Consider the following 23,064-nt stretch of genomic DNA (forward strand, 5'->3'; position numbering starts at 1 on the left):
CGCCTCGCATCGGCTAACTGCGTTCCGCTATTGGATAGAAACATTCTGCCAATCCGTCATTCGCCGACGCTGATTCTCAGGCCGGCCGCTATTGCAAAGGGTGTCAGGGTAACTGCCAGGGCAGTCAAGCTGGAAAGCCACAACAGATAACCGAGCGCAGGCAACCCTTGCAGGGCTGCCTGCAATGCTCCGCTGCCCAGGATCAAAACGGGGATATATAGCGGGAGGATAAGCAGCGCCAGCAGCAAACCGCCGCGCTTGAGCCCGACGGTCAAGGCCGCCCCGACTGCCCCCAACAGGCTCAGCACCGGCGTACCTAGCAGCAGCGACATCAGCAGCACCGGCAGTGCGCTGACCGGCATGCCCAGCATGAGGCCCAGCAACGGCGCCAGAAGCACCAGCGCCAATCCGGAGAACATCCAGTGTGCCAGCACCTTGGCGAGAACCAGAAGCGCCAAGGGGTGCGGCGAAACGACCCACTGCTCAAGCGATCCATCTTCGAAATCACTGCGAAACAGGCCGTCCAGCGAAAGCAGCACTGCCAATAACGCGGCGACCCAGATCAGCCCGGGCGAAATAGTCTGCAACAGCTGCGACTCAGGACCGACCGCCAGCGGGAACAGCGCGATGACGATGGCAAAGAACACCAATGGATTGGCCAGTTCTGCCGGTCGACGGAACAACAGCCGACTTTCGCGAGCCAGCAACAGCGTAAAGACGTTGCTCATACGGCTCGCTGCCCCAGATCGATCTCGCGGAAGCCCGCGGGTTTCTCAACGAGCGAATGATGAGTGGTCAGCACGACCATGCCGCCTTGTTCGCAGTGGGTCGCCAGATGCCGTTCAAGCTGGGCCACGCCACCCTTATCGAGCGCCGTGAAGGGCTCATCAAGAATCCACAAAGGGGGCGGCGATAGGTACAGCCGGGCCAACCCAACCCGGCGTTGTTGACCGGCGGAGAGCGTATGGCAGGGCACGTCTTCGAAACCGCGCAGCCCCACAGCATCAAGCGCCTGCCAGATCGCATCACGCGACGCCGGCTGATGCAATGCGCATAGCCAGGTGAGATTTTCCTCGGCGCTTAGCAAGCCCTTGATGCCAGCCGCATGACCGATCCACAACAAATTGCGGGCCAATTCGCCGCGCTGGCTTTCTAGCGTTTTCCCCTGTAGCAAGACCTCCCCGGCGGTTGGCTGCATCAAGCCAGACAGCAACCGCAGCAAGCTCGTCTTGCCACTGCCATTGGGGCCGGCGATCTGCAACATTTCCCCTTTGACGATCTGCAGGTCTAACCTCTCGAACAGCAGGCGCCAGTCTCGCTCGCAGGAAAGCGCCACAGTTTCAAGAAAGGGACTGGACACGCTAGGGCAACCTCAAGATGAAAGGAGCCCGGCCGCTACATCGTGATCGGGCGGGCGGCGGAATTATACATGCCGAACCCTAGCGCCAAAGACCACAACGTAGAAAGGTTGTAAGAGCATTTAAGTAAGATGACCGAGATCAAAAGCACTCAGGCAATTCCCGCCGCTGGTCCAGCTCGCCCGGCAGTGGCGCCTGCTGACCTCGCGTTGAAATTGCTACAGCCGATGCAGGGACTGCTTGCCGCTGGCGAGAGTGCCGAGGCGGAAGTCATCAGTATCAAGGAGGCGCTGCAGAGCTTTCAGCTGACGCTGCGCCTGACCCTGACCAACGGACGACAGGCAACGGTCGAAACGACCAGCCCGAAGGCTGCCACTCCCGGAGCCGCCCTGCTCATCACCGCCGTGTCCGATTCGCGCCTGATGGCCACGCTGCAGCCCGGCCATCGCCAGCCGCAGAGCAGCATCGATCTTTCGCAACTGCCAATGGGCAGCGTGGTGCAAGGGAAGGTGACGGCCAGCCAGCAGACCCAGCAGGACGGCAAGGTTCTTTTCAAGGTCGTGATCACTCTGCTCAATTCGCCGCTCGCTGGACAGAAGCTCAACGTCGAATCCGCTATGCCGCTCACGCCGGGCAGCCTGATCACAGCACGCGTTCAGGGCGACCAGTCGTTGGCTTTCGTGCCACTGAGTGGCCGCCTCGATCAGTTGGTGCTAGGTCAACAGCTGACCGCGCAGCATGGCCGCCAAGGCTCGATTGAGGGGCTGCTCAGCGCGCTCGGATCCAGCTCGGCTCTGCCCGACCAGTTGCGCGGGGCAGCCGAGCGGCTGCTCGGCCTGGTGCCGGATATGCAACAGCTTGGCGATACCAAGACGTTGGCGCAGGCATTGGCGCGCAGCGGGGTGTTTCTCGAAAGTAGTCTTCTGCGTGGCGAAGCAAGCAATCTGCCGACAGACATGAAAGCCGCTCTGCTACGCCTAATCGCGCAACTACCGGGCCTGCCGGGTGGAGGGCCGCTAACAGCGGCGCAGGCCGGTGCAAACCTCGGCCAGGCTCTGCCGGCTTTCGCCCGTAATGCACTCGGTGCGCTTGGCCAGCCAAATCCGCGCCAGTTGGCGCAAAACTTCCCTTTGCCGAGCCGACTGCTGCCCAACGCCGATGAAGAAGCCGACCTTGAGATCCTGCTAAAACTGGCCGCGGCTGCAGTGTCGCGGCTACAGACACATCAGTTGTCCAGCCTTGCCCAGACGCAGACCAACCCGGACGGTACCCAGGTCACAACCTGGCAGCTTGAGGTACCGATGCGCGACCAGCGCGATATCGTGCCACTGCAGGTGAAATTCCAACGTGAAGAAGAGTCTCAGCAAAACCGCAAGGACAAACCGGAAACGCTGTGGAAGGTCGAGCTCGCATTCGATGTCGCTCCCCTCGGCCCGCTGCAAGTCCAGGCACAATTGCTTCAGGGTAGCCTTTCGAGCCAGATCTGGGCCGAGCGCAGCGGTACCGCCGAGCTGATCTCGGCAGAGCTCGAGCACCTACGCCAACGCCTGGTCACGGCCGGGTTGAATGTCGGCGAACTGGCCTGCCGGCAGGGAACGCCGCCGCAGGGGCCGCGTACTTCATTGGATCAACGCTTCGTGGATGAAACCGCATGACCACCCGCACATCGCGCCAGGCCATCGCTCTCACCTATGATGGCGCCACCGCACCAACCCTTTCAGCGAAGGGGGACGACGAATTGGCCGAAGCGATACTGGCTATCGCCCGCGAACACGACGTGCCGATCTACGAAAATGCCGAACTGGTTAAATTGCTGGCGCGCCTGGAACTGGGCGATGCGATTCCGGAAGCGCTCTATCGCACCATCGCCGAGATCATCGCCTTCGCCTGGTACCTGAAAGGCAAATGTCCGCCAGGCTTTAGCGGTCCCAAAGACACACCGGACGTCCCGCGGCTCAATGGGCCTGGGCATTAAGCGTTGCGATGCTGTTGATCTGGCCCTTCTCCTGAGGAAAATCAGCCAGCATCCACGCGAAATAGCCTTCTCGGAAGTAAAACACGTGCTGGTAACCCCACGCGACCGCGAGGCGAACCGCCTCGGCACTGGCCGGACAGACCTCGCTGTTGCAGTAGACCACCAGAGGGACGCTTCTTGGCCATTCGGTCCGCGACAGTCCGAAGAACTCACGCGCTAGACTCATGTGCACCGCGCCCTCAACGTGGCCCCAGGCCCACTCGTGCCGCGGGCGCACGTCGATGAACACGGCGCCAAGCGCATGGAGCTGCCGAGCCTGGTAAACATTGACGGTCATTGCGCCATTTACTTGCGCCGGCGCTTCCGCTGCGCAGAGCCAAGCAGGGCTCGCCAGCAGGCACAGCATTAGAATGCGCAGCATCACATCCTCCTTGCCCTCGGGCACAGGGCTGCACCAGACATGGCGAAACCTTGTCCAGTTTGGAGGAAGCAATAGTCATATCGTTCACTCCCACGGCCAGAGGGCCGACGGTTGTCACCGGAGGGCGGCGATATACCTCCTGGCACTAGTCACGATTGCGGCGCGCCTGATGCAACTTGCGCATCAGCTCGGCTTCGGACTGGGACAGACCGCAGGATTGCGTCAAATCATCGACGCTGGCACCCATACCAACCAGTTTCGCCGCTTGGGAAAAGGAGAAATTGTTCGGATCGCGCTGCTCGAGCTGGCCCAGCTTTTCTGGCAACGGGGCAACGATGCGCGACAGCTCATGCAGGTCTTTGCCCATCCGAACGTTGCTTTCCAGGTAGTTATCCAACCGGGTGGTGAGCGCCTTGATGCGCTGGTCACGGGCAGCGTCTGCGAGCGCTTGCGTTTCTGCCTGCTGGCGCTGGCGGCGGAACAGCCAGATGCAGCAACCGAGCAATGCGAGGCAGCACAAGGCAAGCGCAACGACCGCCGCTACCAGCGACGCGATCATGTTTCAGATGCTCTCAAGTTCCGCCCATTCTTCTTCGCTCATCATCTTGTCCAGTTCGACCAGAATCAGCAGCTCATTGTTCTTGTTGCACACGCCTTGGATAAACTTCGCGGATTCATCGTTACCGACGTTCGGTGCGGTTTCGATCTCCGATTGGCGCAGGTAGACCACCTCGGCAACGCTGTCGACCAGGATGCCGACCACTTGGCGGTCAGCCTCTATGATGACAATACGGGTGTTGTCCGATACCGGCGCCGTGTCGAGACCAAAGCGCTGGCGCGTATCGATCACCGTGACGACGTTGCCGCGCAGGTTGATGATGCCCAGCACATAGCTGGGCGCACCCGGCACGGGGGCGATTTCGGTATAGCGCAGCACTTCCTGGACCTGCATCACGTTGATGCCATAGGTCTCATTATCCAGACGGAAGGTTACCCATTGCAGGACCGGATCATCGGAACCCTGTGCGGAAGTCATCTTCATAGCCCCACCTCTTCATGTACCGCACTGGCGGTTGATTCTATCGGTTACTCGGGGCGCTTGCGTGCCCCTCTGTTTGTTCAAGTCGTTACGACGGAACGCCCTTGAGATGTCGGGTCGCTCCACTGGCGATCAGCTCGGCGAGCGCGGTCACGTCCACCAGCGCACACATGTGGTCAATCACCGTCCCAGCGAGCCAAGGGCGCTGAGTACGCTGAGTGCGCCACTTCACTTCCTTCGGGTCCAGACGAATCGAGCGGCTGACCTGATGCACTGCCAGCCCCCACTCATAGCCCTGCACCGAAATCACATACTGAAGCCCGTCGCGGAAATCATCGCGATACCGCTCAGCCATCACCCAGCGTGCGGTATCCAGGACTTTCAGATTGCCAGCCTGGCTCGGCAAGATGCCGAGGAACCAGGCCGGCTGGCCGAACAACGGCGTCAGCTCCTGCCCGGCAAGCGGATAGATCGAGCCGAGACTGACCAGCGGCACCGCCAGCGTCAGCCCGGCCACGTCGAACAATAGGCACTCGAACGGCTCCTCGCCCCACTCTGGCTGGCGGCTCAGGATCGCTGGCGGACCGCCCGGCGCTTGGCCCTGCGACTCAAGAATAGCAACGGGTTCGACTGGTACAGGCGGCGCTTTCGCGGGTAACTCGGGTGGCAATTCGAGCAACGGCTGCGCCTCGACTATCACCGGAACGGCAACAGCTTTGGGTTCGGGCGGAGTAACCGGGCGCAGCGCAACCACCCGCTGTGTATCGCGCTGTTGCTCCTCGAGCACGGCAGCCTGAAACTCGTCTGCACTGACCGATTCGGCCAATCCAATGACGGCGTCCTGCAACAGGGCGTCGAGATATGACTGCAGCGTCTGTTGCGATCGGCTTTCTTTAAGAACGGTACTACTCATGGAACCAACTCGTGCGAACCCACTGGATAGGCTATCGGCCGCACCCATGTCGAACTTGAACGGCGAACGCGGCCGTACGTCGTCATTCAGGCCTCCTGAGGCGAAGCTTGAGCCGCCAGCAGTGTTTTGAGCAGCGCGCGATAGGCGAGCACGCCCCGGCTGCTCGGATCATGCTGGGACGGCGTCAAACCGGCACGACTGGCATCGCGCAAACGTGTATCGATCGGAATGAAGGCTTGCCAGAGGTTGTCCTGGTAGCCATTACGCAAGACCCTGAGTGTGCTCATCGAGGCTGCAGTGCGGCGATCGAACATCGTCGGCACGATGGTGTAAGGCAAGGCCTGCCGGCGCGACCGATTGATCATGCTCAGCGTGCTGACCATCCGCTCCAAGCCCTTCATAGCCAGAAACTCAGTCTGCACCGGAATGATCAACTGCTGGCTGGCTGCCAGCGCGTTTACCATCAGGACCCCAAGCAGCGGCGGGCTATCGATGATGGCGTAGTCGAAATCCTGCCAGAGCTGAGAAAGACTCTTGGCGATGACCAGACCGAGACCGTTCTGGCCGGGGGACTGACGCTCCAGCGTCGCCAGTACCGTGCTGGATGGCAAGAGGGAAAGGCGCTCGTGGCTCGTCGGCAGCAGCAGTTGCCAAGGCAAACCTTCGGGAACCGTGCCCTGGTGTTGGAACAGATCGAAGACGCTGTGATCGAGGTTATCCGGGTCATGACCGAAATAGCTCGTCATCGAGCCATGGGGGTCGAGATCCAGCGCCACGACCCGCTTGCCCGAATCGGCCAGCAAACCGGCGAGTGCTATGGAGGTAGTGGTCTTGCCCACTCCACCTTTTTGATTGGCTACAGCCCAGACTCTCATATGTGTCTTTCCATCCGGATCGAACCAGACCGGGATCGGCCGTCTCGGCCTTGGCCGGCGACGGAGAATTGACGACGCCGCGAGCGGCACCTAACGATCAGAAGGAACAGCACGTTGTGTGCCAGGTTGCGGGGCCACCCCGACAGGTCGAGCATTCCCACTTCCCACGCCACTGACGCTGCGGCGAACGTCCAGGTTGCGTGAAACAACCAGAATCACCCGACGATTACGCGCCCTGCCCTCGGCGGTCGAATTATCCGCAATGGGTTGAAATTCGCCGTAACCCACTGCGGCCAGGCGTGCCGGGTCGACACCGTCGGCCGCTAGCATTCGCACCACACTGCCTGCACGTGCGGCGGAAAGCTCCCAGTTGGTAGGAAACTTTTCGGTGTTGATCGGCAGGTTATCGGTGAATCCTTCGACATGGATGGGATTGTCGAAAGGCGCCAGAATCCCGGCAATCTTCTCTAGCAGATCGAACGCATGATCGTTAGGCAACGCATCGCCGCTGGGAAACAGCAGGCTCGAATTCAGTTCGATTTCAACCCAGAGCTCGTTGCCGCGAATCGTCAGTTGCTTCGAATCGATCAGATCGGCAAAGGCCGCCTGCATGCTCTGCATGATGCTTTGCAGCGGATCGATTGGCTGCTGAGACGATTGCGGCTCGTCGATCTGAGATGCATCCGGCTGCGTGGTGCGTGGTCTCTCTTCACCGATCGGAATCGGCTTGACCGCTCGGTCGACCTGATTGAAAACGCCTACCAACGAATCGGACAGAATCTTGTATTTGCCCTCGTTGAGCGAAGAGATCGAATACATCACCACGAAGAAAGCAAACAGCAGGGTGATGAAATCCGCGTAGGACACCAGCCAACGTTCGTGATTCTCCGGCTCTTCGTGAGTGCGGCGACGGGCCATTCAGATGCCTCCAGCGTTTAGCGCGCAACTCATCGAGCTAGGCTTTTCAGAGCCTGAGCGGATGATCGTCTTGACTGGAGCCTTTTCCATCTTCGTTCCCAGGACCGCAGCGGCAAGGGTGCCGTTGGCATTCCGTCAGTTAATCGATGAAACCCTGGAGCTTCATTTCGATTGAACGAGGGTTTTCTCCTTCGGCAATCGACAGAACGCCTTCGAGCAACATTTCGCGATAAGCGGTCTGCTTCTGCACCACGCTTTTGAGCTTGTTGCCCATCGGCAAAACCAGCAGGTTGGCAAAGGCCACACCGTAAATCGTGGCAACGAATGCAACCGCAATACCACTGCCCAGCTGACTGGGATCGGCGAGATTGCCCATGACATGTATCAGCCCCATCACCGCGCCGATGATGCCTACCGTGGGCGAATAGCCACCCATGCTCTCGAATACTTTAGCCGCCCTCAGATCGCGGGTTTCCTGCGTGTACAGGTCAACCTCGAGAATGCTGCGAATCACTTCCGGCTCAGCACCATCGACCAGCAGCTGCAAGCCTTTGCGTGCGTAGGGATCAGGCTCGGTTTCGGCGATCGGCTCAAGCCCCAGCAAACCCTCCTTTCGCGCCGTGGCGCTCCAGCTCGTGACCAAGCTGATACCACGGACCATGTCGATACGCGGGGGAAACAAAATCCACCCCATCACCGACATCGCTCGCATGAATACCGCCATTGGCGTTTGCAGCAGCACCGCACCGAGCGTACCGCCAAGCACGATCAGTGCGGCCGGGCCATTGAGCAGCGCCGACACATGCCCGCCTTCGAGGAAGTTACCCCCGACAATGGCAACAAACGCAAGGACCAGCCCGATCAGGCTGAGTACATCCATCAGATGCACGCCTCGCTCAAGTGGCGACCGATATCATCGAGCCCGTAGACGGCATCGCTGAGGTTGGCCTTAACCACTGCCATCGGCATCCCATAAATCACACAACTGGCCTCATCCTGCGCCCAGACCTGGCTGCCGCTCTGCTTAAGCATCCGCGCGCCTTCACGACCATCAGCCCCCATACCGGTCAGCACGACCGCCAGTACCTTGTCTCCGTACGCCTTGGCGGCTGATCCAAAGGTGACGTCGACGCAGGGCCTGTAGTTGAGGCGTTCGTCGCCCGGCAGGATACGCACCGTACCTCGCCCGTCGACCATCATTTGTTTGCCGCCCGGCGCCAGCAGTGCCAAGCCTGGACGTAATAGATCGCCGTCTTCGGCCTCCTTGACGCGGATCTTGCAGAGCTTGTCCAGACGTTCGGCGAAGGCTTTGGTAAACGCGGCCGGCATGTGCTGGATCAGCACGATAGGCGCCGGAAAATTGCCGGGCAGCTGCGTTAGCACGCGCTGAAGCGCCACCGGCCCACCAGTTGAAGTGCCAATGGCGACCAGCCGGTACGATTTCCGACGAGGCGCCGAAGCCGGCGCCGTATGGGCGGGCGTCGTATGCCGGGCAACAGGAGCCGTGCCCGACACGACGCTAGCTGACCGGGGGCCCGGCACCGTAGCAGCCGGAGCGACACTGGTACTGCTGAAGCGGCGATTGCTGCGCGAAATGGAGTGAACCTTTTCGCAAAGCAGTTGCTTGACCTTGTCCGGATTTCGCGAGATGTCCTCGAAGTTCTTCGGCAGAAAGTCGACGGCTCCCGCATCCAGCGCGTCGAGTGTGACCCGTGCGCCTTCGTGGGTTAGCGATGAGAACATCAGTACGGGTGTTGGACAGCGCTGCATGATTTGCCGGACCGCGGTAATGCCGTCCATCATCGGCATCTCGTAGTCCATCGTGATGACGTCCGGTTTCAACGCCAGCGCCTGGTCGATTGCCTCGCGCCCGTTGGTCGCGGTTCCGATCACCTGGATATTCGAATCTGAAGAAAGGATCTCCGATACACGGCGGCGGAAAAAGCCGGAATCGTCCACCACCAGGACCTTGACTGCCATAAACAACTCCTAGCGGCAGCGGTCCGTGAAAAACCGCTGCCTACTGATCAGATCCGGCGTGCGTAACGCTTAAGCATGCTCGGGACATCCAGGATCAAGGCGATACGACCGTCGCCAGTGATAGTCGCACCGGACATTCCCGGAGTGCCCTGCAGCATCTTGCCCAACGGCTTGATCACTACCTCTTCCTGCCCCACCAGCTGATCGACGACGAAGCCGATACTCTGGTTGCCGACGTTGAGGATCACCACGTGCCCTTCACGTTGCTCTTCGAGCTCGGCACCGCGCACCAGCCAGCGCTTGAGATAGAACAATGGCAGCGCCTTGTCGCGAACGATCACCACTTCCTGACCATCAACCACGTTGGTACGGGACAGGTCGAGGTGGAAGATCTCGTTAACACTGACCAGCGGGAAAGCGAATGCCTGGTTGCCCAGCATCACCATCAGGGTTGGCATGATCGCCAGCGTCAGGGGCACTTTGATTACAACGCGTGAGCCCTGGCCTTTGTTGGAGAAGACGTTGACCGTGCCGTTGAGCTGCGAAATCTTGGTCTTGACCACGTCCATGCCAACGCCGCGGCCGGACACGTCGGAGATCTCCGTCTTGGTCGAGAAGCCCGGCGCAAAGATCAGATTGTAGGATTCCAAATCGCTCAGGCGATCGGCGGCGTCCTTATCGAGCAAGCCCTTCTCTACTGCCTTGGCGCGCAGAACATCTGCATCCATGCCTTTGCCGTCATCGGTGATCAGCAACAGGATGTGGTCGCCTTCCTGTTCGGCGGAGAGCACGACCTTGCCGGTGCGTGGCTTGCCGGCAGCTTCGCGCTCTTCCGGTGTCTCGATGCCGTGATCCACCGCGTTGCGCACCAAGTGCACCAGCGGATCAGCCAAGGCTTCGACGAGATTCTTGTCCAGGTCGGTTTCTTCGCCGACCAGTTCCAGATTGATTTCTTTCTTGAGGCTACGAGCCAGATCACGAACAAGACGGGGGAAGCGACCGAACACCTTCTTGATCGGTTGCATGCGCGTCTTCATCACGGCGCTCTGCAGGTCGGCTGTCACTACATCGAGGTTCGACACGGCCTTGGCCATGGCTTCATCGGCGCTGTTGGACCCCAGGCGCACCAAGCGGTTACGCACCAGTACCAGTTCACCCACCATGTTCATGATTTCATCGAGCCGCGCAGTGTCGACTCGAACGGTGGTCTCAGCCTCGCTCGCGGGCTTCTCCGGAGCTGCAGCAGGCTTGGACGCAAGCTCCGCTTTCGCCGGGGCAGCAGCCTTGCTCGCTACGGCATTTGCTGCCGGTTTCGTTGGCGCAGCCTTTTTCTCGGCAGGCGCGGCAGCCGGTGCGGGCTTGGTGGCAGGAACAGCTTCAGCCGCGACTGGCGCGGCCGCATCGGGTTCAAACTTGCCCTTACCATGCAGCTGGTCCAGCAGCGCTTCGAATTCGTCATCGCTGATGTCATCGCCACCCGCCGCGGCAGGCTTGTCAACGGACCCGGCGGGGGCAGCAGGCGCAGCGGAAACCGGTTCGGCGAACTGCCCTTTGCCATGCAGTTGATCGAGCAATGCCTCGAATTCGTCGTCGGTAATCTCGTCGCTGGCAGACCGTCCCGCCACCGGAGCAGCAGGAGCGACCGGAGCCGATTGCTGCTCCGTCGCGAAATGACCCTTTCCATGGAGCTGATCGAGCAGCGATTCGAACTCCTCGTCGGTAATTTCATCTGGGGCGTTTGAAGACGGCGCCTCGGCAGATTCGTCTAGCGCGCCAAGAAACTGCTCGAACTCGGTGTCGACGGTCGTAGCGGGCTCAGACTCAGCCTCAGTTTCGACAGACGCTTCGACTATGGGCTCCTGCGCTCCGGCCGGCTCGGCCAAACGGGCCAGCGCTGCCAGCAGCTCGGGCGTCGCCGGGGTTACTTCGGTACGCTCGCGCACCTGGCTAAACATTTCATTGACGGAGTCCAAGGCCTGCAGCACGACATCCATCAATTCCGAGTCGACGCGACGCTCACCCTTGCGCAGGATGTCGAAGACGTTTTCAGCGATGTGGCAGCACTCCACCAACTCATGCAGCTGGAGAAACCCGGCACCGCCTTTTACCGTATGGAAACCGCGAAAAATCGCATTGAGCAAGGCTGTGTCATCGGGGCTGCTTTCCAGCTCCACCAGCTGCTCTGACAATAGTTCGAGAATCTCGCCGGCCTCTACCAGGAAATCCTGGAGGATTTCTTCATCGGCGTCGAAGCTCATATTTAACTTCCCCTAAAAGCCCAGGCTCGAAAGCAGATCATCAACGTCGTCCTGCCCGGATACGACATCTTCACGTATATCGGCATGCATCTGCGGACCTTCACCATTGGAAGGCTGTTTTTCTTGTTTTTTCATTTCCTGCTCGGCGCGCATCGCGTCGCGGTCGTGCTGGATGCCCGCCACGCGGTCAACCTGGCCGGCCATCAGCACCAGATTAAGCAGGTTACTTTCGAGTTCGGTAATGAGCCGGGTCACTCTTTTGATCACCTGACCGGTAAGGTCTTGGAAATCCTGAGCCAGCATGATTTCGCTAAGGTTCTGCGACAGCTGACTGCCATCGTTCATGCTGCGCTGGAGAAACTGGTCGATGCGCTTGACCAGCTCACGGAACTGTTCAGCGTTCATATCGCGCCGCATGAAACGCTGCCAATCAGCAGTGAGGCTCTGCGCCTCGTAACTCACGTAATTGACCAGGGGCGCCGATTCTTCAACCAGGTCCATGGTGCGGTTGGCCGCTTTCTCGGTCATCTCCACCACGTACGACAGCCGATCAGTCGCATCGGTGATCGGTGACGGATCCCCCCCGGTGGCACAGGTGTCCATCTCGAGTTTTACGATGGCGTTGTGCAGCTCGCGGGTGAGCTTGCCAACTTCCAGGTAGATCCCGTGATTGCGCGCCTGATTGAGCTCATTGAACATCTGCGTCGCTTCGTCGAAACGACCCTGTTGCAGACTTTCAATCAATTGGGGTGCGTGAGCCTTCAGAGTTGCTTCGAACTCTGCCAGGGTTTGGTCTGCTTGCGTCATAGTGCCCTCGCGGCGTTACTGCTTCAGCCGTTGACGCGCTCGAAGATCTTTTCGATCTTCTCTTTGAGCACTTGAGCCGTGAATGGCTTGACCACGTATCCGTTAACGCCAGCCTGCGCGGCTTCGATGATCTGGTCGCGCTTGGCTTCAGCGGTAACCATCAATACCGGCAGATGCTTGAGACGTTCGTCGGCACGCACTGCGCGCAGCAGGTCGATGCCGCTCATGCCGGGCATGTTCCAGTCGGTGACGAGGAAATCGAAACTTCCGCTCTTGAGCATCGGCAGCGCAGTGGTGCCGTCATCTGCCTCGGCAGTGTTGGTAAAACCCAGATCGCGCAAGAGGTTCTTGATGATCCGTCTCATGGTCGAAAAATCGTCGACGATGAGGATTTTCATGTTCTTGTCCAAGTACACCTCCGTAAATCCCGAATCGAGACCTGCTCACGGTCTGTTTGCGAGCCTCATGAATGAAGCTCGTAAGCGGTCTCTAATGCTTTTGTCGCAAACCGGTCGTTAACGCGCGCGCCACTCGCCAAGACGAGCCCGCAGACGGGCCGCGCACTGACTGTGCAACTGGCTCACCCGTGATTCACTGACGCCCAGTACCTGACCGATTTCCTTCAAGTTCAACTCTTCGTCGTAATACAGCGAAAGCACCAACTTTTCACGTTCGGGCAGGTTACTGATGGCCTCGGCCAACGCCTGTTGGAAACGCTCGTCTTCAAGATCGCGGGACGGTTCCGGATGGGTGCTGGCTGCATCCTCCTCGAACTCCCCGTGCTCGCCTTCCTGAAGCAGATCATCGAAGCTGAACAGGCGGCTGCCCAGGGTGTCGCCCAGAATGCCGTAGTACTCATCGAGACTCAATTTAAGTTCGGCCGCAACGTCCTGATCTTTAGCGTCGCGTCCTGTTCTAGCCTCAATTGCCCGAATCGCCTCACTGACCATGCGCGAGTTTCTGTGTACCGAACGCGGCGCCCAGTCACCTTTGCGCACCTCGTCGAGCATGGCGCCTCGGATGCGGATACCGGCGTAGGTCTCGAAACTCGCCCCTTTTCCGGCGTCATATTTTTTTGACGCCTCCAGCAAGCCGATCATGCCGGCCTGCATCAGGTCGTCGACCTGCACGCTTGCCGGCAAACGCGCCAGGAGGTGATAGGCAATGCGCTTGACCAGCGGTGCATACTGATCAATGAGTTGATATTGCGAGTCTTTAGCCTGAGCTTTGCTGTAATACATACCGAATCCAGCCGCTATTGTTCGTTAGGCTCTGCGGCGGGCCTAACCAGGCGCTCCACAAAGAACTCCAGATGACCGCGTGGCGTTGCCGGCAACGGCCAAGTGTCCACCTTCTGCGCGATAGCCCTGAACGCCAGCGAGCACTTTGCACGCGGGTAGGCCTCATAAACGGCACGCTGCTTCTGCACGGCCTTGCGCACAGCTTCGTCATACGGGATGGCGCCGACGTACTGCAGCGCCACGTCCAAGAAGCGCTCAGTCACCTTGGTCAGCTTGGCAAACAGGTTGCGCCCTTCCTGCGGCGCATGGGCCATGTTGGCCAAGACCCGGAAGCGGCTGATGCCGTAGTCACGATTGAGCAGTTTGATCAGCGCATAGGCATCGGTGATTGACGTGGGCTCGTCGGTGACCACCAGCAACACTTCCTGCGCGGCGCGAACAAAGCTCACCACACCATCACCAATGCCAGCGGCAGTGTCGATGATCAGCACATCGATATCATCGCCGATGTCGCTGAAAGCCTGGATCAAACCGGAGTGTTGAAGCGTCGACAGCTGCACCATGCTCTGAGTGCCGGAAGCGGCCGGAACAACACGTATGCCGCCCGGCCCCTGAATCAGCACATCGCGCAGGTCACATTCACCGGAAATGACATCAGCCAGGGTGCGTTTTGTCGTCAGGCCGAGCAACACGTCGACGTTAGCCAGACCAAGGTCGGCGTCGAGCAATACCACTCGACGCCCGAGATCGGCCAGCGCCAAGGCCAGATTGACCGACACGTTGGTCTTGCCGACGCCACCCTTGCCGCCGGTCACTGCAATAACCTGTACGGGATGCATACCCATTTTCACACGCCTATCTCTTGCTGGAGCCCTTGGGCCATCGATGCGTTCAGCGGGAACGCGTCTTCTTTGTGTGTCTCTCGGAGCATTGCGTTCATCCGACCTTCCTAGAACCGTTGTACAGATCGGAGAACATGTCAGCCATGGTTTCCTCGCTAGGAGCCTCTTCCGATTGCAGGCTCACCGCGCGGCTGACCAACTGGTGACTGCGTGGCAGATGCAGGTCATCAGGAATGCGCGGCCCATCAGCGAGGTAAGCGATGGGCAGGTGCTGACTGATGATAAGACCAAGTACGTCACCCAGGCTCCCGGCTTCATCCAGTTTAGTCAGAATGCAGCCTGCCAGCCCGCAACGACGGTAGTTGTGCCAGGTCGCCTTAAGCACCTGACTCTGGCTGGTTGCAGGCAGGACCAGATAATTCTTCGCTTTGATGCCGCGGTCCGCCAGGGCCTCGAGTTGCACCTTCATCATCGAGTCACCCGCTGGCAGGCCGGCGGTGTCGACAAGAATCAGGCGCTTACGGGCCAGCGGCGCCAAGGTTTTGCTCAAGGGCTGGCTGGGGTCCAGCTGAATGACCGGAACGTCGAGAATCCGTCCTAGGGTTTTCAGCTGTTCCTGAGCTCCGATGCGGTAGTTATCCATGCTCGCCAAAGCGATGCTTTGCGGACCGTGCTTGAGCACGTAGCGCGCGGCGAGCTTGGCCAGTGTAGTGGTCTTGCCGGCACCGGCCGGCCCGACCAGGGCAATGACGCCGCCCTCTTCCAGCGGCTCAACCTTGCTGACCTTGATCGATTGCGCCAGGTACGCCAACAACATCCGCCAGGCCTGACGTGGCTCCGATACGGTCGAAACCTTTTCCAGCAAGGCGCGCGACAGTTCGGCAGGCAGACCGATGCGCTGCAGGCGGCGCCAGAGGCCAGCCTGTTGTGGACGGCGGCTCTGCTCCTGTCCCCAGGCAATCGAACCGAGCTGCACTTCGATCAGTTCGCGCAGCCCCTGTAGCTCTGACTGCATCGCCTCGACCGCACGCGACTCGAACGACGAAGTTGCGGCAACCGGAGCTGCTTGGGCAGCCGCAGCCGGCTTTTCGTCAAGCAGCTGACGATCCTGGCCGACCGAACCACGCGATGGCGCGCTCATTTCGGCATGCGCGCTGGCAAGACGAGCCTGAGTCTTGCGCAGCTCGGCTTCCAGGGCCGGGTTCGGCTGCTTCGCCGCCGCCGACTCCATCGGATAATCAAGCACTGCGGTCAACTCGACGCCACCAGCGACCCGACGGTTTCCCGTGATCACGGCATCGGCGCCCAGCTCGTCACGAATCATCTTCATGGCGATACGCATGTCGGCTGCGAAGAAACGTTTGACCTGCATGGCCTGTAGCCCTCAGTTAATTCTGACCCACCGTCGAAACGATGGTGACCTGCTTGTTATCCGGTATTTCTTGATAGGCCAGGACATGAATGTTCGGTACAGCGAGCCGGGCGAATCGCGACAGCATCGCGCGGACCGGACCTGCCACCAGCAAAATCGCCGGCTTACCTAACATTTCTTGACGCTGTGCCGCTTCTACCAGAGAACGTTGCAACTTTTCGGCCATTCCCGGCTCGAGGAGGATGCCATCTTCCGAACCTTGTCCTGCCTTCTGAAGGCTATTGAGCAATATCTGTTCCAACCTGGGCTCAAGCGTGATGACAGGCAGCTGCGGCTCAAGCCCGACAACGTTTTGCACGATTGCACGAGACAGCGCGACACGTACCGCAGCCACCATCGCGGCGGGATCTTGACTCTTGGCGGCAACGTTGGCGATGGCCTCAGCGATGGTTCGGATGTCACGCACCGGCACCTGCTCCTGCAGCAGCGCCTGCAGCACTTTGAGCAACGTAGACAGCGAGATCATCCCAGGCACCAGCTCCTCGGCAAGCTTGGGTGAGCTCTTGGCCAGCAACTGCAGCAGTTGCTGGACTTCCTCGTGGCCGAGCAGTTCATGGGCATGTTTGTGCAGTATCTGATTGAGGTGGGTCGCCACCACGGTGCTGGCGTCCACCACCGTGTAGCCGAGCGATTGCGCCTGATCGCGCTGGCTGGCCTCGATCCACACCGCTTCCAGGCCGAAGGCCGGATCCTTGGCGGCGATGCCGTTGAGCGGGCCGAACACCTGACCCGGATTGATCGCCAACTCACGATCCGGGTACACCTCTGCTTCCGCCAGGCTTACACCCATCAGCGTCAAGCGATAGGCGTTGGGCAGCAAGTCAAGATTGTCGCGAATATGCACCGACGGCATTAAAAATCCGAGGTCTTGGGACAGCTTCTTGCGCACACCCTTGATTCGAGCCAGCAGCTGTCCACCCTGGTTGCGGTCGACCAGCGGAATGAGCCGATAACCGACCTCCAGACCAACCATGTCCACCGCTGTCACATCATCCCAGCCCAACTCTTTAGTCTCGGCGGTGCGCTGGGCAGGGAGCATTTCCTGCTGCTTCTGTACGTCCTGTTCGGCCAGTTGTTTGACCTGCCTCTGGCGGTGCCATATCCAGTAAGCGGCGCCGGCTGCAGCTCCACCGAGACCAAGAAAGGACATGTGCGGCATGCCAGGCACCAAACCCATGGCGATCATGATGCCTGCCGAAACAGCCAGTGCTTTCGGCGATGCGAACATCTGCCGGTTGATCTGCTGCCCCATGTCTTCGGAGCTGGTGACACGGGTCACCATGATGGCTGCAGCGGTCGACAGCAACAGCGACGGTATTTGCGCCACAAGGCCGTCGCCAATGGTCAGAAGCGCATATACCTGGCCTGCGTCGCTGAAACTCATGCCGTGCTGCACCATGCCAATGCCGACACCGCCGATCAGGTTGATGAACAGGATCAGCAGTCCGGCGATGGCATCACCACGCACAAACTTGCTCGCACCGTCCATCGAGCCGTAGAAATCCGCCTCGGAGGCGACTTCGACCCGGCGCAACTTCGCTTCGGTTTGATCAATCAAACCGGCGTTGAGGTCGGCGTCGATGGCCATTTGCTTGCCTGGCATGGCATCAAGGGTGAAGCGCGCGCTAACTTCGGAGATTCGCCCGGCACCCTTGGTGACCACGACGAAGTTGATGATCATCAGGATCGCGAAGACGACGATACCGACGACGTAGTTGCCGCCGATTACTACGTTACCGAAGGCCTCGATCACATGGCCCGCCGCCGATCCGCCCTCATGGCCGTTGATCAGCACCACTCGCGTCGACGCCACGTTGAGCGCGAGACGCATCAGCGTGGCGACCAGCAGAATCGTCGGGAACACGGCGAAATCCAACGGCCGCAATGCATAGACGCTGACCAGCAGCACGACGATCGACAAGGCGATGTTGAAGGTGAACAGCAGATCCAGAAGGAACGGCGGCACCGACAACATCATCATGCCCATCATCACCAGCAACAGCAGCGGCACACCCAGGTTGCCCCGCCCTGCGCCCGCTAGGCCATTGCCGAAATTGATGAGTTGCGTGCGATCCACGTAGACCCCGTCAGACAAGAACAAAGAATTGACGCGAAAACGCATCCTGTTCGAGCTATAGCAAGAAGGAGTCCAATTTTTGATCCCGCATCGATACGGCCCCACCAGGCCATAACGGGCCAATCGAACGCGCCTGGGCTGAGGCAGTCAGACAGTCGACGGGTGGCGTGACGCCGCCCTCCTTCAGTCAAACAGGAGCGTGCTATGAAACAGTGGTTAATCGCCGCAATGGCTAGCTGCGCCGCGGTTGGCGTACAGGCCGAAACCCTTTCAGTCGAAATGAACAAGGTCAACGATCAAGGCGTTGCCAGCTCTGTCGGCACCGTGAAGATCGAAACCACCGATCAGGGTCTTGTATTTCGTCCGAATCTGTCAGGCCTGAACGCGGGTGCGCATGGCTTCCACGTCCACGCCAATGGCAGCTGCCAGCCCGCGGAGAAAGACGGCAAGCAGGCCGCAGCCGTTGCAGCCGGCGGCCACTGGGATCCGAAGAATGCTGGCAAGCACGGCGAACCTTGGGGCGAAGGCCATATGGGTGATCTGCCGGTCCTGATAGTTGACGCCGGAGGCAAGGCCAACCAGCCAGTCCTGGCGCCCCGCCTGAAAAGCCTTGGCGATCTCAAAGGGCATGCGCTGATGGTTCATGAAGGCGGCGACAATTATTCTGATGAACCCAAACCGCTCGGCGGTGGAGGCGCTCGGGTGGCCTGCGGCGTGATCGAGTAACGCCACTGGCGCCTTAAGCCATAAAGCAGGTGGGCTGAAGCCCACCCTACCGGGCCCTGTCCGTGGGTGCGTTTTCGCGAATGCGGATACAGGGTGGGCTTCGGCCAAAGAGGAAGAAAGAACCTGGCCTGGCGGGCCAATCAATCTGCCTCTGGCGAACTCACCCCTGCTTTTATTCACTCTGCAAGGCGCCAGGTTCGCGCTTCACGCCGAGCATGTTTTCACTCGATCATTCATCGCGGCGCAAGTCTGGCGGAATCGGCAAGCTGCTCAACGGATCTGGCCGCTTGCCCTTGCCGGAGCGGTACTGGCGTAGCTGATACACGTACGCCAGTACCTGGGCCACAGCGAGGTACAGCCCCGCTGGAATTTCCCGATCGAGTTCGGTTGAGTAGTACACCGCTCGGGCCAGAGCAGGGGATTCGAGCACCGTCACCTTATGCTCGTTGGCAATTTCGCGGATCTTCAAAGCGACGAAGTCCCCACCCTTGGCCACCAGCATCGGCGCCCCGCCTTTGCTGCCGTCGTATTTCAGCGCTACGGCAAAGTGGGTCGGGTTGGTGATGACCACATCGGCGTCAGGGACGGCCTGCATCATCCTGCGTTGGGCGGCATCACGTTGCAGCTGCCGAATTCGAGATTTGACCTCGGGCTTACCCTCGCTGTCTTTGTACTCGTCGCGCACTTCCTGCTTGGTCATCATCAGCTTCTGCTTGTTGTCCCAAAGCTGGAAAGGGACATCCACCGCGGCAATCAGAATCAGCCCGCAGGCCATCCACAGTGCACACCATCCCACCACCTCGACACTGTGCATGATGGCCAGATCCAATGGCTGTTTGGCGATCGACAGCAGATCGTCCTGATAGGCACTGAGTACGGCAAGCGCCACCATCAGCACCACGACAAATTTACCTAGCGCCTTTAGCAGCTCGACCAGCGCTTTGGTCGAGAACATCCGTTTGAGGCCCGGCCCGGGGTTCATACGGCTGAACTTGGGCGCCATCGCCTTGGCTGAGAAAAGCCAGCCACCCAGCGAAATCGGGCCAATGATCGAGACGAGCAGCAGCACGATCAGCAGCGGCATGATGGCTTCCAGCGCAATCATGCCGCTGCCCATCAACAGCCTCACCATGGAGCCTTCGTCCAGCAGGGTTTCGCGGCTGAGTTCGAAGCTGCCCTGCATGATGGCCATCAGGCTGCCGGCCAGGCTGCCACCAGACGCCAATAAACCGCCAATGCCACCCAACGTCACCGCTACGGTGTTCAATTCACGAGAGCGGGCCAGCTGGCCTTTTTCACGGGACTCACGGATGCGTTTCTCCGTGGGTTCCTCGCTTTTATCAGCACCGCTTTCGCTCTCAGCCATGCACGGCCTCCGGCAGCATTAAGGAACGAATCAGCATCAGCGTAGACCGATCAGTTCGCGCAGCATCGCCAGCGCTTCGCTGACGAAGGTCTGATATTGGGCAAGAATGTCGGCCATGCCGATCCAGACGATGATCAAGCCGAGCACCAGCGTCAGCGGAAAACCGATCGAAAAAATGTTCAGCTGCGGCGCAGCGCGGGTCATCAGGCCGAACGCCAGGTTGACCACAAGCAGTGCCGTGATTGCTGGCAGTACCAACAACAGGCCGGCGCCGAGCACCCAGCCAAGCTTGCCGGCCACTTCCCAGAAATGGTTGGTGCCAACCAGCCAGCCACCGATCGGCAGAGTAACGAAGCTTTCGGTGAGGATTTCCAGCACCACCAAGTGCCCATTCATCGCGAAGAACAGCAGAATCACCAGCATATTGAAGAACTGGCCGATCACCGGCACCGAAACACCATTAGCCGGATCGATCATTGACGCGAAGCCCAAGCCCATCTGCATGGCGAGCAGTTGTCCGGACACGATGAACACCTGAAAGAACAGCTGAAGCACGAAGCCCAGCATCACCCCAATCAGGATCTGCTCCGCAATCAACACCAGCGCCTGCCCGCTCAACGCGTCCACCATCGGCACTGCGGGCAGCCCAGGCACGAGGACGACCGCAATCGCGACCGCCAGATAGAGCCGAACCCGCATCGGCACCAGCTGGGTACCGATGATCGGCATGCTCATCAGCAGTGCCGCAATGCGAAACAACGGCAGCACAAACTGCCCGACCCAGGCGCCGATCTGCGCGTCGCTGAGTTCAAGCACGGGCGCGCACCTTGCGCGAAGTATCGATCATCAGGGTCAACCGATGATCAGCGGAATGTTCTGGACCAGACCCTGGGTGTACTCCATCAGCTCTCGAACCAGCCAAGGCCCGGCCCAGATCAGCGTCAACAGCATGACCAACAGGCGCGGCAGAAAACTCAGGGTTTGTTCGTTGATCTGGGTGGCCGCCTGAAACATCGCCACCACGAGGCCGACCAGCAGACTGGGCACGACCAGCACGCCAACGATCATGGCGGTCATCCAGAGGGCCTCACGAAACAAGTCAACCGCGACTTCGGGTGTCATGCGTGTCTCCGTATAGACCCTAGAGTGTGCCGAAACTGCTGGCCAGCGTACCGATGATCAAACCCCAGCCATCGACCAGCACGAACAGCATGATCTTGAACGGCAGCGAGATGATCAGCGGCGAGAGCATCATCATGCCCATCGCCATCAGCACGCTGGCGACCACCATGTCGATGATCAGGAACGGGATGAAGATCATGAAGCCGATCTGGAACGCGGTTTTCAGTTCGGAGGTCACGAATGCTGGAACCAGGATGGTCAGCGGCGCCGCGTCCGGGGTTTGGATATCGGTCCGGCGCGACAGCCGCACGAACAGCTCCAGATCGCTCTCGCGGGTCTGCGCGAGCATGAAGTTCTTCAACGGCACCTCGGCCCGTGAAATCGCCTCTGGCGCCGACAGCTGCTGATTTAGATAGGGCTGCACCGCCTCGTTGTTAATGCGCTCGAACACCGGCGCCATGATGAACAACGTCAGAAAAATGGTGAGGCCCACCAGGATCTGGTTCGATGGCGTCTGCTGCAGGCCCAGCGCCTGACGCAAGATCGAAAAGACAATGATGATGCGGGTGAAACTGGTCATCAGCATGACGAACGCAGGGATGAAACTCAGCGCTGTCATGATCAGCAGAATCTGCAGGCTGACCGAATATTCCTGCTGTCCTTGGGCATCCGTGCTTAGGGTAATGGCCGGTATCGACAGAGGATTGTCGCCCTGCGCGATCAAACCACCCGCATCCTGGCCCACGGCGAACGGGGCGGCCAGAATCAACAGGGCCGCCAACAACAATCGAAGCATCAGGGCTTGTCCTTATGGTCCCGCCCGAGCAGCTCCATCAGGCGCTGGGCAAACTCCGGGTTGGCGGGCTCGGCATCCGGCAGGTGTACCGGTTCCTCAAGCACATGCAGTGGGGTGATCCGACCGGCGCTCAGGCCGAGCAGCACTTGTTCACTGCCGACCTGAACCAGCACTAGCCGCTCGCGAGGGCCCAGCGCGTGGCTGGAAATCAGCTTGATCGCCTGGTTGCTGCGCGGGTTCAGTTGCTGCATCCGGCGCAGTAACCAGGCAAGCAGAAAGATCAGGCCGATCACCAGCAGCAGCCCAAGCAGCAACTTGGTCATTTGTGTGCCCATGCCAGTGCTGCTCATGCTTGCTGCGGGCTCAGCGGCCACCGCTGGCAAAGCCAGTAACAGCGAGGGGAGCGCCAGGAACCGCATGTCAGCGCAACTTCTTGATGCGTTCGCTCGGACTGATCACGTCAGTCAGACGAATGCCAAACTTTTCGTTCACCACCACCACTTCGCCGTGCGCAATCAGCGTGCCGTTGACCAGCACATCCAGCGGCTCGCCAGCCAGGCGGTCGAGCTCGACCACCGAACCCTGGTTGAGCTGCAACAGGTTGCGAATGCTGATTTCGGTACTGCCGACCTCCATCGAGATCGACACCGGGATATCCAGAATAACGTCCAGGTTCGGCCCTTCGAGACCTGCGGGCACAGCAGCCGACTTGGGGCTGCTACCAAACTCCTCCAGCGGCGCACGAGGCGGTGCCGGCGCTGCCGCCGGGCCCTGGCTCAGCATGGCATCGATATCATCCTGATTGGCGTCACCGGCCTCGGCCAGTGCCGAAGCCCACTCGTCGGCCAGCGCCTGCTCCTCGGGGGAAGTGTTTTCGTGTTCGTCTGCCATCGCTAATCCTCGACCGGCGGGTAATTG

At 59.9% G+C, this 23,064-nt stretch carries 26 protein-coding genes; 3 read left to right on the forward strand and 23 right to left on the reverse strand.

Features of this window, described 5'->3' with window-relative positions; translation table 11 throughout:
* Positions 1 to 56: 56 nt before the first annotated feature.
* Positions 57 to 728, reverse strand: a complete 672-nt coding sequence (ccmB, locus tag C1896_14730; GenBank protein ID AZZ46041.1) for a heme exporter protein CcmB — start codon at positions 726 to 728, stop codon at positions 57 to 59.
* Positions 725 to 1,360 carry a heme ABC transporter ATP-binding protein CcmA gene (locus C1896_14735; protein ID AZZ46042.1) on the reverse strand — a complete coding sequence of 212 codons (636 nt, stop codon included), beginning with the start codon at positions 1,358 to 1,360 and terminating at the stop codon, positions 725 to 727. The genes ccmB and C1896_14735 overlap by 4 nt, the downstream gene beginning before the upstream one ends.
* Positions 1,361 to 1,489: 129 nt before the next feature.
* Between C1896_14735 and C1896_14740 the strand changes: the two genes are divergently transcribed.
* Together C1896_14740 and C1896_14745 are read left to right on the forward strand one after the other, a co-directional pair.
* Positions 1,490 to 3,013, forward strand: coding sequence for a flagellar hook-length control protein FliK (locus C1896_14740; protein ID AZZ46043.1), 1,524 nt, complete (start codon positions 1,490 to 1,492; stop codon positions 3,011 to 3,013).
* Complete coding sequence (locus C1896_14745; GenBank protein ID AZZ46044.1) at positions 3,010 to 3,333, forward strand: flagellar biosynthesis protein FlhB; 324 nt, start codon at positions 3,010 to 3,012, stop codon at positions 3,331 to 3,333. Before C1896_14740 ends, C1896_14745 begins: the two co-directional genes overlap by 4 nt.
* Here C1896_14745 and C1896_14750 read toward each other — a convergent pair.
* The 15 genes from C1896_14750 to flhA form a co-directional block, all read right to left on the reverse strand.
* Entirely contained in the window at positions 3,314 to 3,754 is a 441-nt protein-coding gene (locus C1896_14750) for a sulfurtransferase (protein AZZ46045.1), read from the reverse strand. The genes C1896_14745 and C1896_14750 overlap by 20 nt on opposite strands.
* 145 nt (positions 3,755 to 3,899) lie before the next feature.
* Positions 3,900 to 4,313 (reverse strand): DUF2802 domain-containing protein, encoded by a 414-nt coding sequence (locus tag C1896_14755; protein ID AZZ46046.1) that lies wholly within the window; start codon positions 4,311 to 4,313, stop codon positions 3,900 to 3,902.
* Positions 4,314 to 4,316: 3 nt separating this feature from the next.
* A complete protein-coding gene (locus C1896_14760; protein AZZ46047.1) occupies positions 4,317 to 4,796 on the reverse strand; it encodes a chemotaxis protein CheW in 480 nt (159 codons plus the stop codon).
* Between the two features lie 85 nt (positions 4,797 to 4,881).
* Positions 4,882 to 5,706, reverse strand: coding sequence for a chemotaxis protein CheW (locus C1896_14765; protein AZZ46048.1), 825 nt, complete (start codon positions 5,704 to 5,706; stop codon positions 4,882 to 4,884).
* Between the two features lie 86 nt (positions 5,707 to 5,792).
* Positions 5,793 to 6,581 (reverse strand): cobalamin biosynthesis protein CobQ, encoded by a 789-nt coding sequence (locus C1896_14770; protein AZZ46049.1) that lies wholly within the window; start codon positions 6,579 to 6,581, stop codon positions 5,793 to 5,795.
* A gap of 90 nt (positions 6,582 to 6,671) precedes the next feature.
* On the reverse strand, positions 6,672 to 7,499 hold the full coding sequence (locus C1896_14775; protein ID AZZ46050.1) for a flagellar motor protein MotD: 828 nt from the start codon (positions 7,497 to 7,499) through the stop codon (positions 6,672 to 6,674).
* Between the two features lie 139 nt (positions 7,500 to 7,638).
* Positions 7,639 to 8,379: a flagellar motor protein gene (motC, locus tag C1896_14780; GenBank protein ID AZZ46051.1), complete on the reverse strand. Its 741-nt coding sequence runs from the start codon at positions 8,377 to 8,379 to the stop codon at positions 7,639 to 7,641.
* The gene (locus C1896_14785) at positions 8,379 to 9,479 is read right to left on the reverse strand and encodes a chemotaxis response regulator protein-glutamate methylesterase (GenBank protein ID AZZ46052.1); all 1,101 of its coding nucleotides are present in this window, start codon (positions 9,477 to 9,479) and stop codon (positions 8,379 to 8,381) included. The genes motC and C1896_14785 overlap by 1 nt, the downstream gene beginning before the upstream one ends.
* 47 nt (positions 9,480 to 9,526) lie before the next feature.
* Entirely contained in the window at positions 9,527 to 11,737 is a 2,211-nt protein-coding gene (locus C1896_14790; GenBank protein ID AZZ46053.1) for a chemotaxis protein CheA, read from the reverse strand.
* A 12-nt stretch (positions 11,738 to 11,749) separates the two neighbouring features.
* Positions 11,750 to 12,544 (reverse strand): protein phosphatase CheZ, encoded by a 795-nt coding sequence (locus C1896_14795; GenBank protein AZZ46054.1) that lies wholly within the window; start codon positions 12,542 to 12,544, stop codon positions 11,750 to 11,752.
* 23 nt (positions 12,545 to 12,567) lie between these two features.
* Positions 12,568 to 12,954 (reverse strand): chemotaxis protein CheY, encoded by a 387-nt coding sequence (locus C1896_14800; GenBank protein AZZ46055.1) that lies wholly within the window; start codon positions 12,952 to 12,954, stop codon positions 12,568 to 12,570.
* A 105-nt stretch (positions 12,955 to 13,059) separates the two neighbouring features.
* Positions 13,060 to 13,785 (reverse strand): RNA polymerase sigma factor FliA, encoded by a 726-nt coding sequence (fliA, locus tag C1896_14805; GenBank protein AZZ46056.1) that lies wholly within the window; start codon positions 13,783 to 13,785, stop codon positions 13,060 to 13,062.
* A 14-nt stretch (positions 13,786 to 13,799) separates the two neighbouring features.
* Positions 13,800 to 14,630, reverse strand: coding sequence for a MinD/ParA family protein (locus tag C1896_14810; GenBank protein ID AZZ46057.1), 831 nt, complete (start codon positions 14,628 to 14,630; stop codon positions 13,800 to 13,802).
* Positions 14,631 to 14,721: 91 nt separating this feature from the next.
* Positions 14,722 to 15,999 carry a flagellar biosynthesis protein FlhF gene (flhF, locus tag C1896_14815; protein AZZ46058.1) on the reverse strand — a complete coding sequence of 426 codons (1,278 nt, stop codon included), beginning with the start codon at positions 15,997 to 15,999 and terminating at the stop codon, positions 14,722 to 14,724.
* 16 nt (positions 16,000 to 16,015) lie between these two features.
* The gene (gene flhA, locus C1896_14820; GenBank protein ID AZZ47686.1) at positions 16,016 to 18,136 is read right to left on the reverse strand and encodes a flagellar biosynthesis protein FlhA; all 2,121 of its coding nucleotides are present in this window, start codon (positions 18,134 to 18,136) and stop codon (positions 16,016 to 16,018) included.
* A 204-nt stretch (positions 18,137 to 18,340) separates the two neighbouring features.
* On the opposite strand from flhA, the gene C1896_14825 reads away from it, so the two are divergent.
* Positions 18,341 to 18,862 carry a superoxide dismutase [Cu-Zn] SodC1 gene (locus tag C1896_14825; protein ID AZZ46059.1) on the forward strand — a complete coding sequence of 174 codons (522 nt, stop codon included), beginning with the start codon at positions 18,341 to 18,343 and terminating at the stop codon, positions 18,860 to 18,862.
* A 229-nt stretch (positions 18,863 to 19,091) separates the two neighbouring features.
* Here the strand turns inward: C1896_14825 and flhB are convergent, their stop codons facing one another.
* The 6 genes from flhB to fliN are packed head-to-tail and all read right to left on the reverse strand — an operon-like array spanning position 19,092 to position 23,037.
* On the reverse strand, positions 19,092 to 20,228 hold the full coding sequence (gene flhB / locus C1896_14830) for a flagellar biosynthesis protein FlhB (GenBank protein ID AZZ46060.1): 1,137 nt from the start codon (positions 20,226 to 20,228) through the stop codon (positions 19,092 to 19,094).
* 36 nt (positions 20,229 to 20,264) lie between these two features.
* Positions 20,265 to 21,044, reverse strand: coding sequence for a flagellar biosynthetic protein FliR (locus C1896_14835; GenBank protein ID AZZ46061.1), 780 nt, complete (start codon positions 21,042 to 21,044; stop codon positions 20,265 to 20,267).
* A gap of 36 nt (positions 21,045 to 21,080) precedes the next feature.
* On the reverse strand, positions 21,081 to 21,350 hold the full coding sequence (gene fliQ / locus C1896_14840; GenBank protein ID AZZ46062.1) for a flagellar biosynthetic protein FliQ: 270 nt from the start codon (positions 21,348 to 21,350) through the stop codon (positions 21,081 to 21,083).
* 19 nt (positions 21,351 to 21,369) lie between these two features.
* Positions 21,370 to 22,146 carry a flagellar biosynthetic protein FliP gene (gene fliP, locus C1896_14845; protein ID AZZ46063.1) on the reverse strand — a complete coding sequence of 259 codons (777 nt, stop codon included), beginning with the start codon at positions 22,144 to 22,146 and terminating at the stop codon, positions 21,370 to 21,372.
* Entirely contained in the window at positions 22,146 to 22,565 is a 420-nt protein-coding gene (gene fliO, locus C1896_14850) for a flagellar biosynthetic protein FliO (GenBank protein ID AZZ46064.1), read from the reverse strand. Before fliO ends, fliP begins: the two co-directional genes overlap by 1 nt.
* A 1-nt stretch (position 22,566) precedes the next feature.
* Complete coding sequence (gene fliN, locus C1896_14855; GenBank protein AZZ46065.1) at positions 22,567 to 23,037, reverse strand: flagellar motor switch protein FliN; 471 nt, start codon at positions 23,035 to 23,037, stop codon at positions 22,567 to 22,569.
* Positions 23,038 to 23,064: the final 27 nt, after the last annotated feature.

The sequence above is a fragment of the Pseudomonadaceae bacterium SI-3 genome (assembly GCA_004010935.1).
Classification (GTDB): domain Bacteria; phylum Pseudomonadota; class Gammaproteobacteria; order Pseudomonadales; family Pseudomonadaceae; genus Stutzerimonas.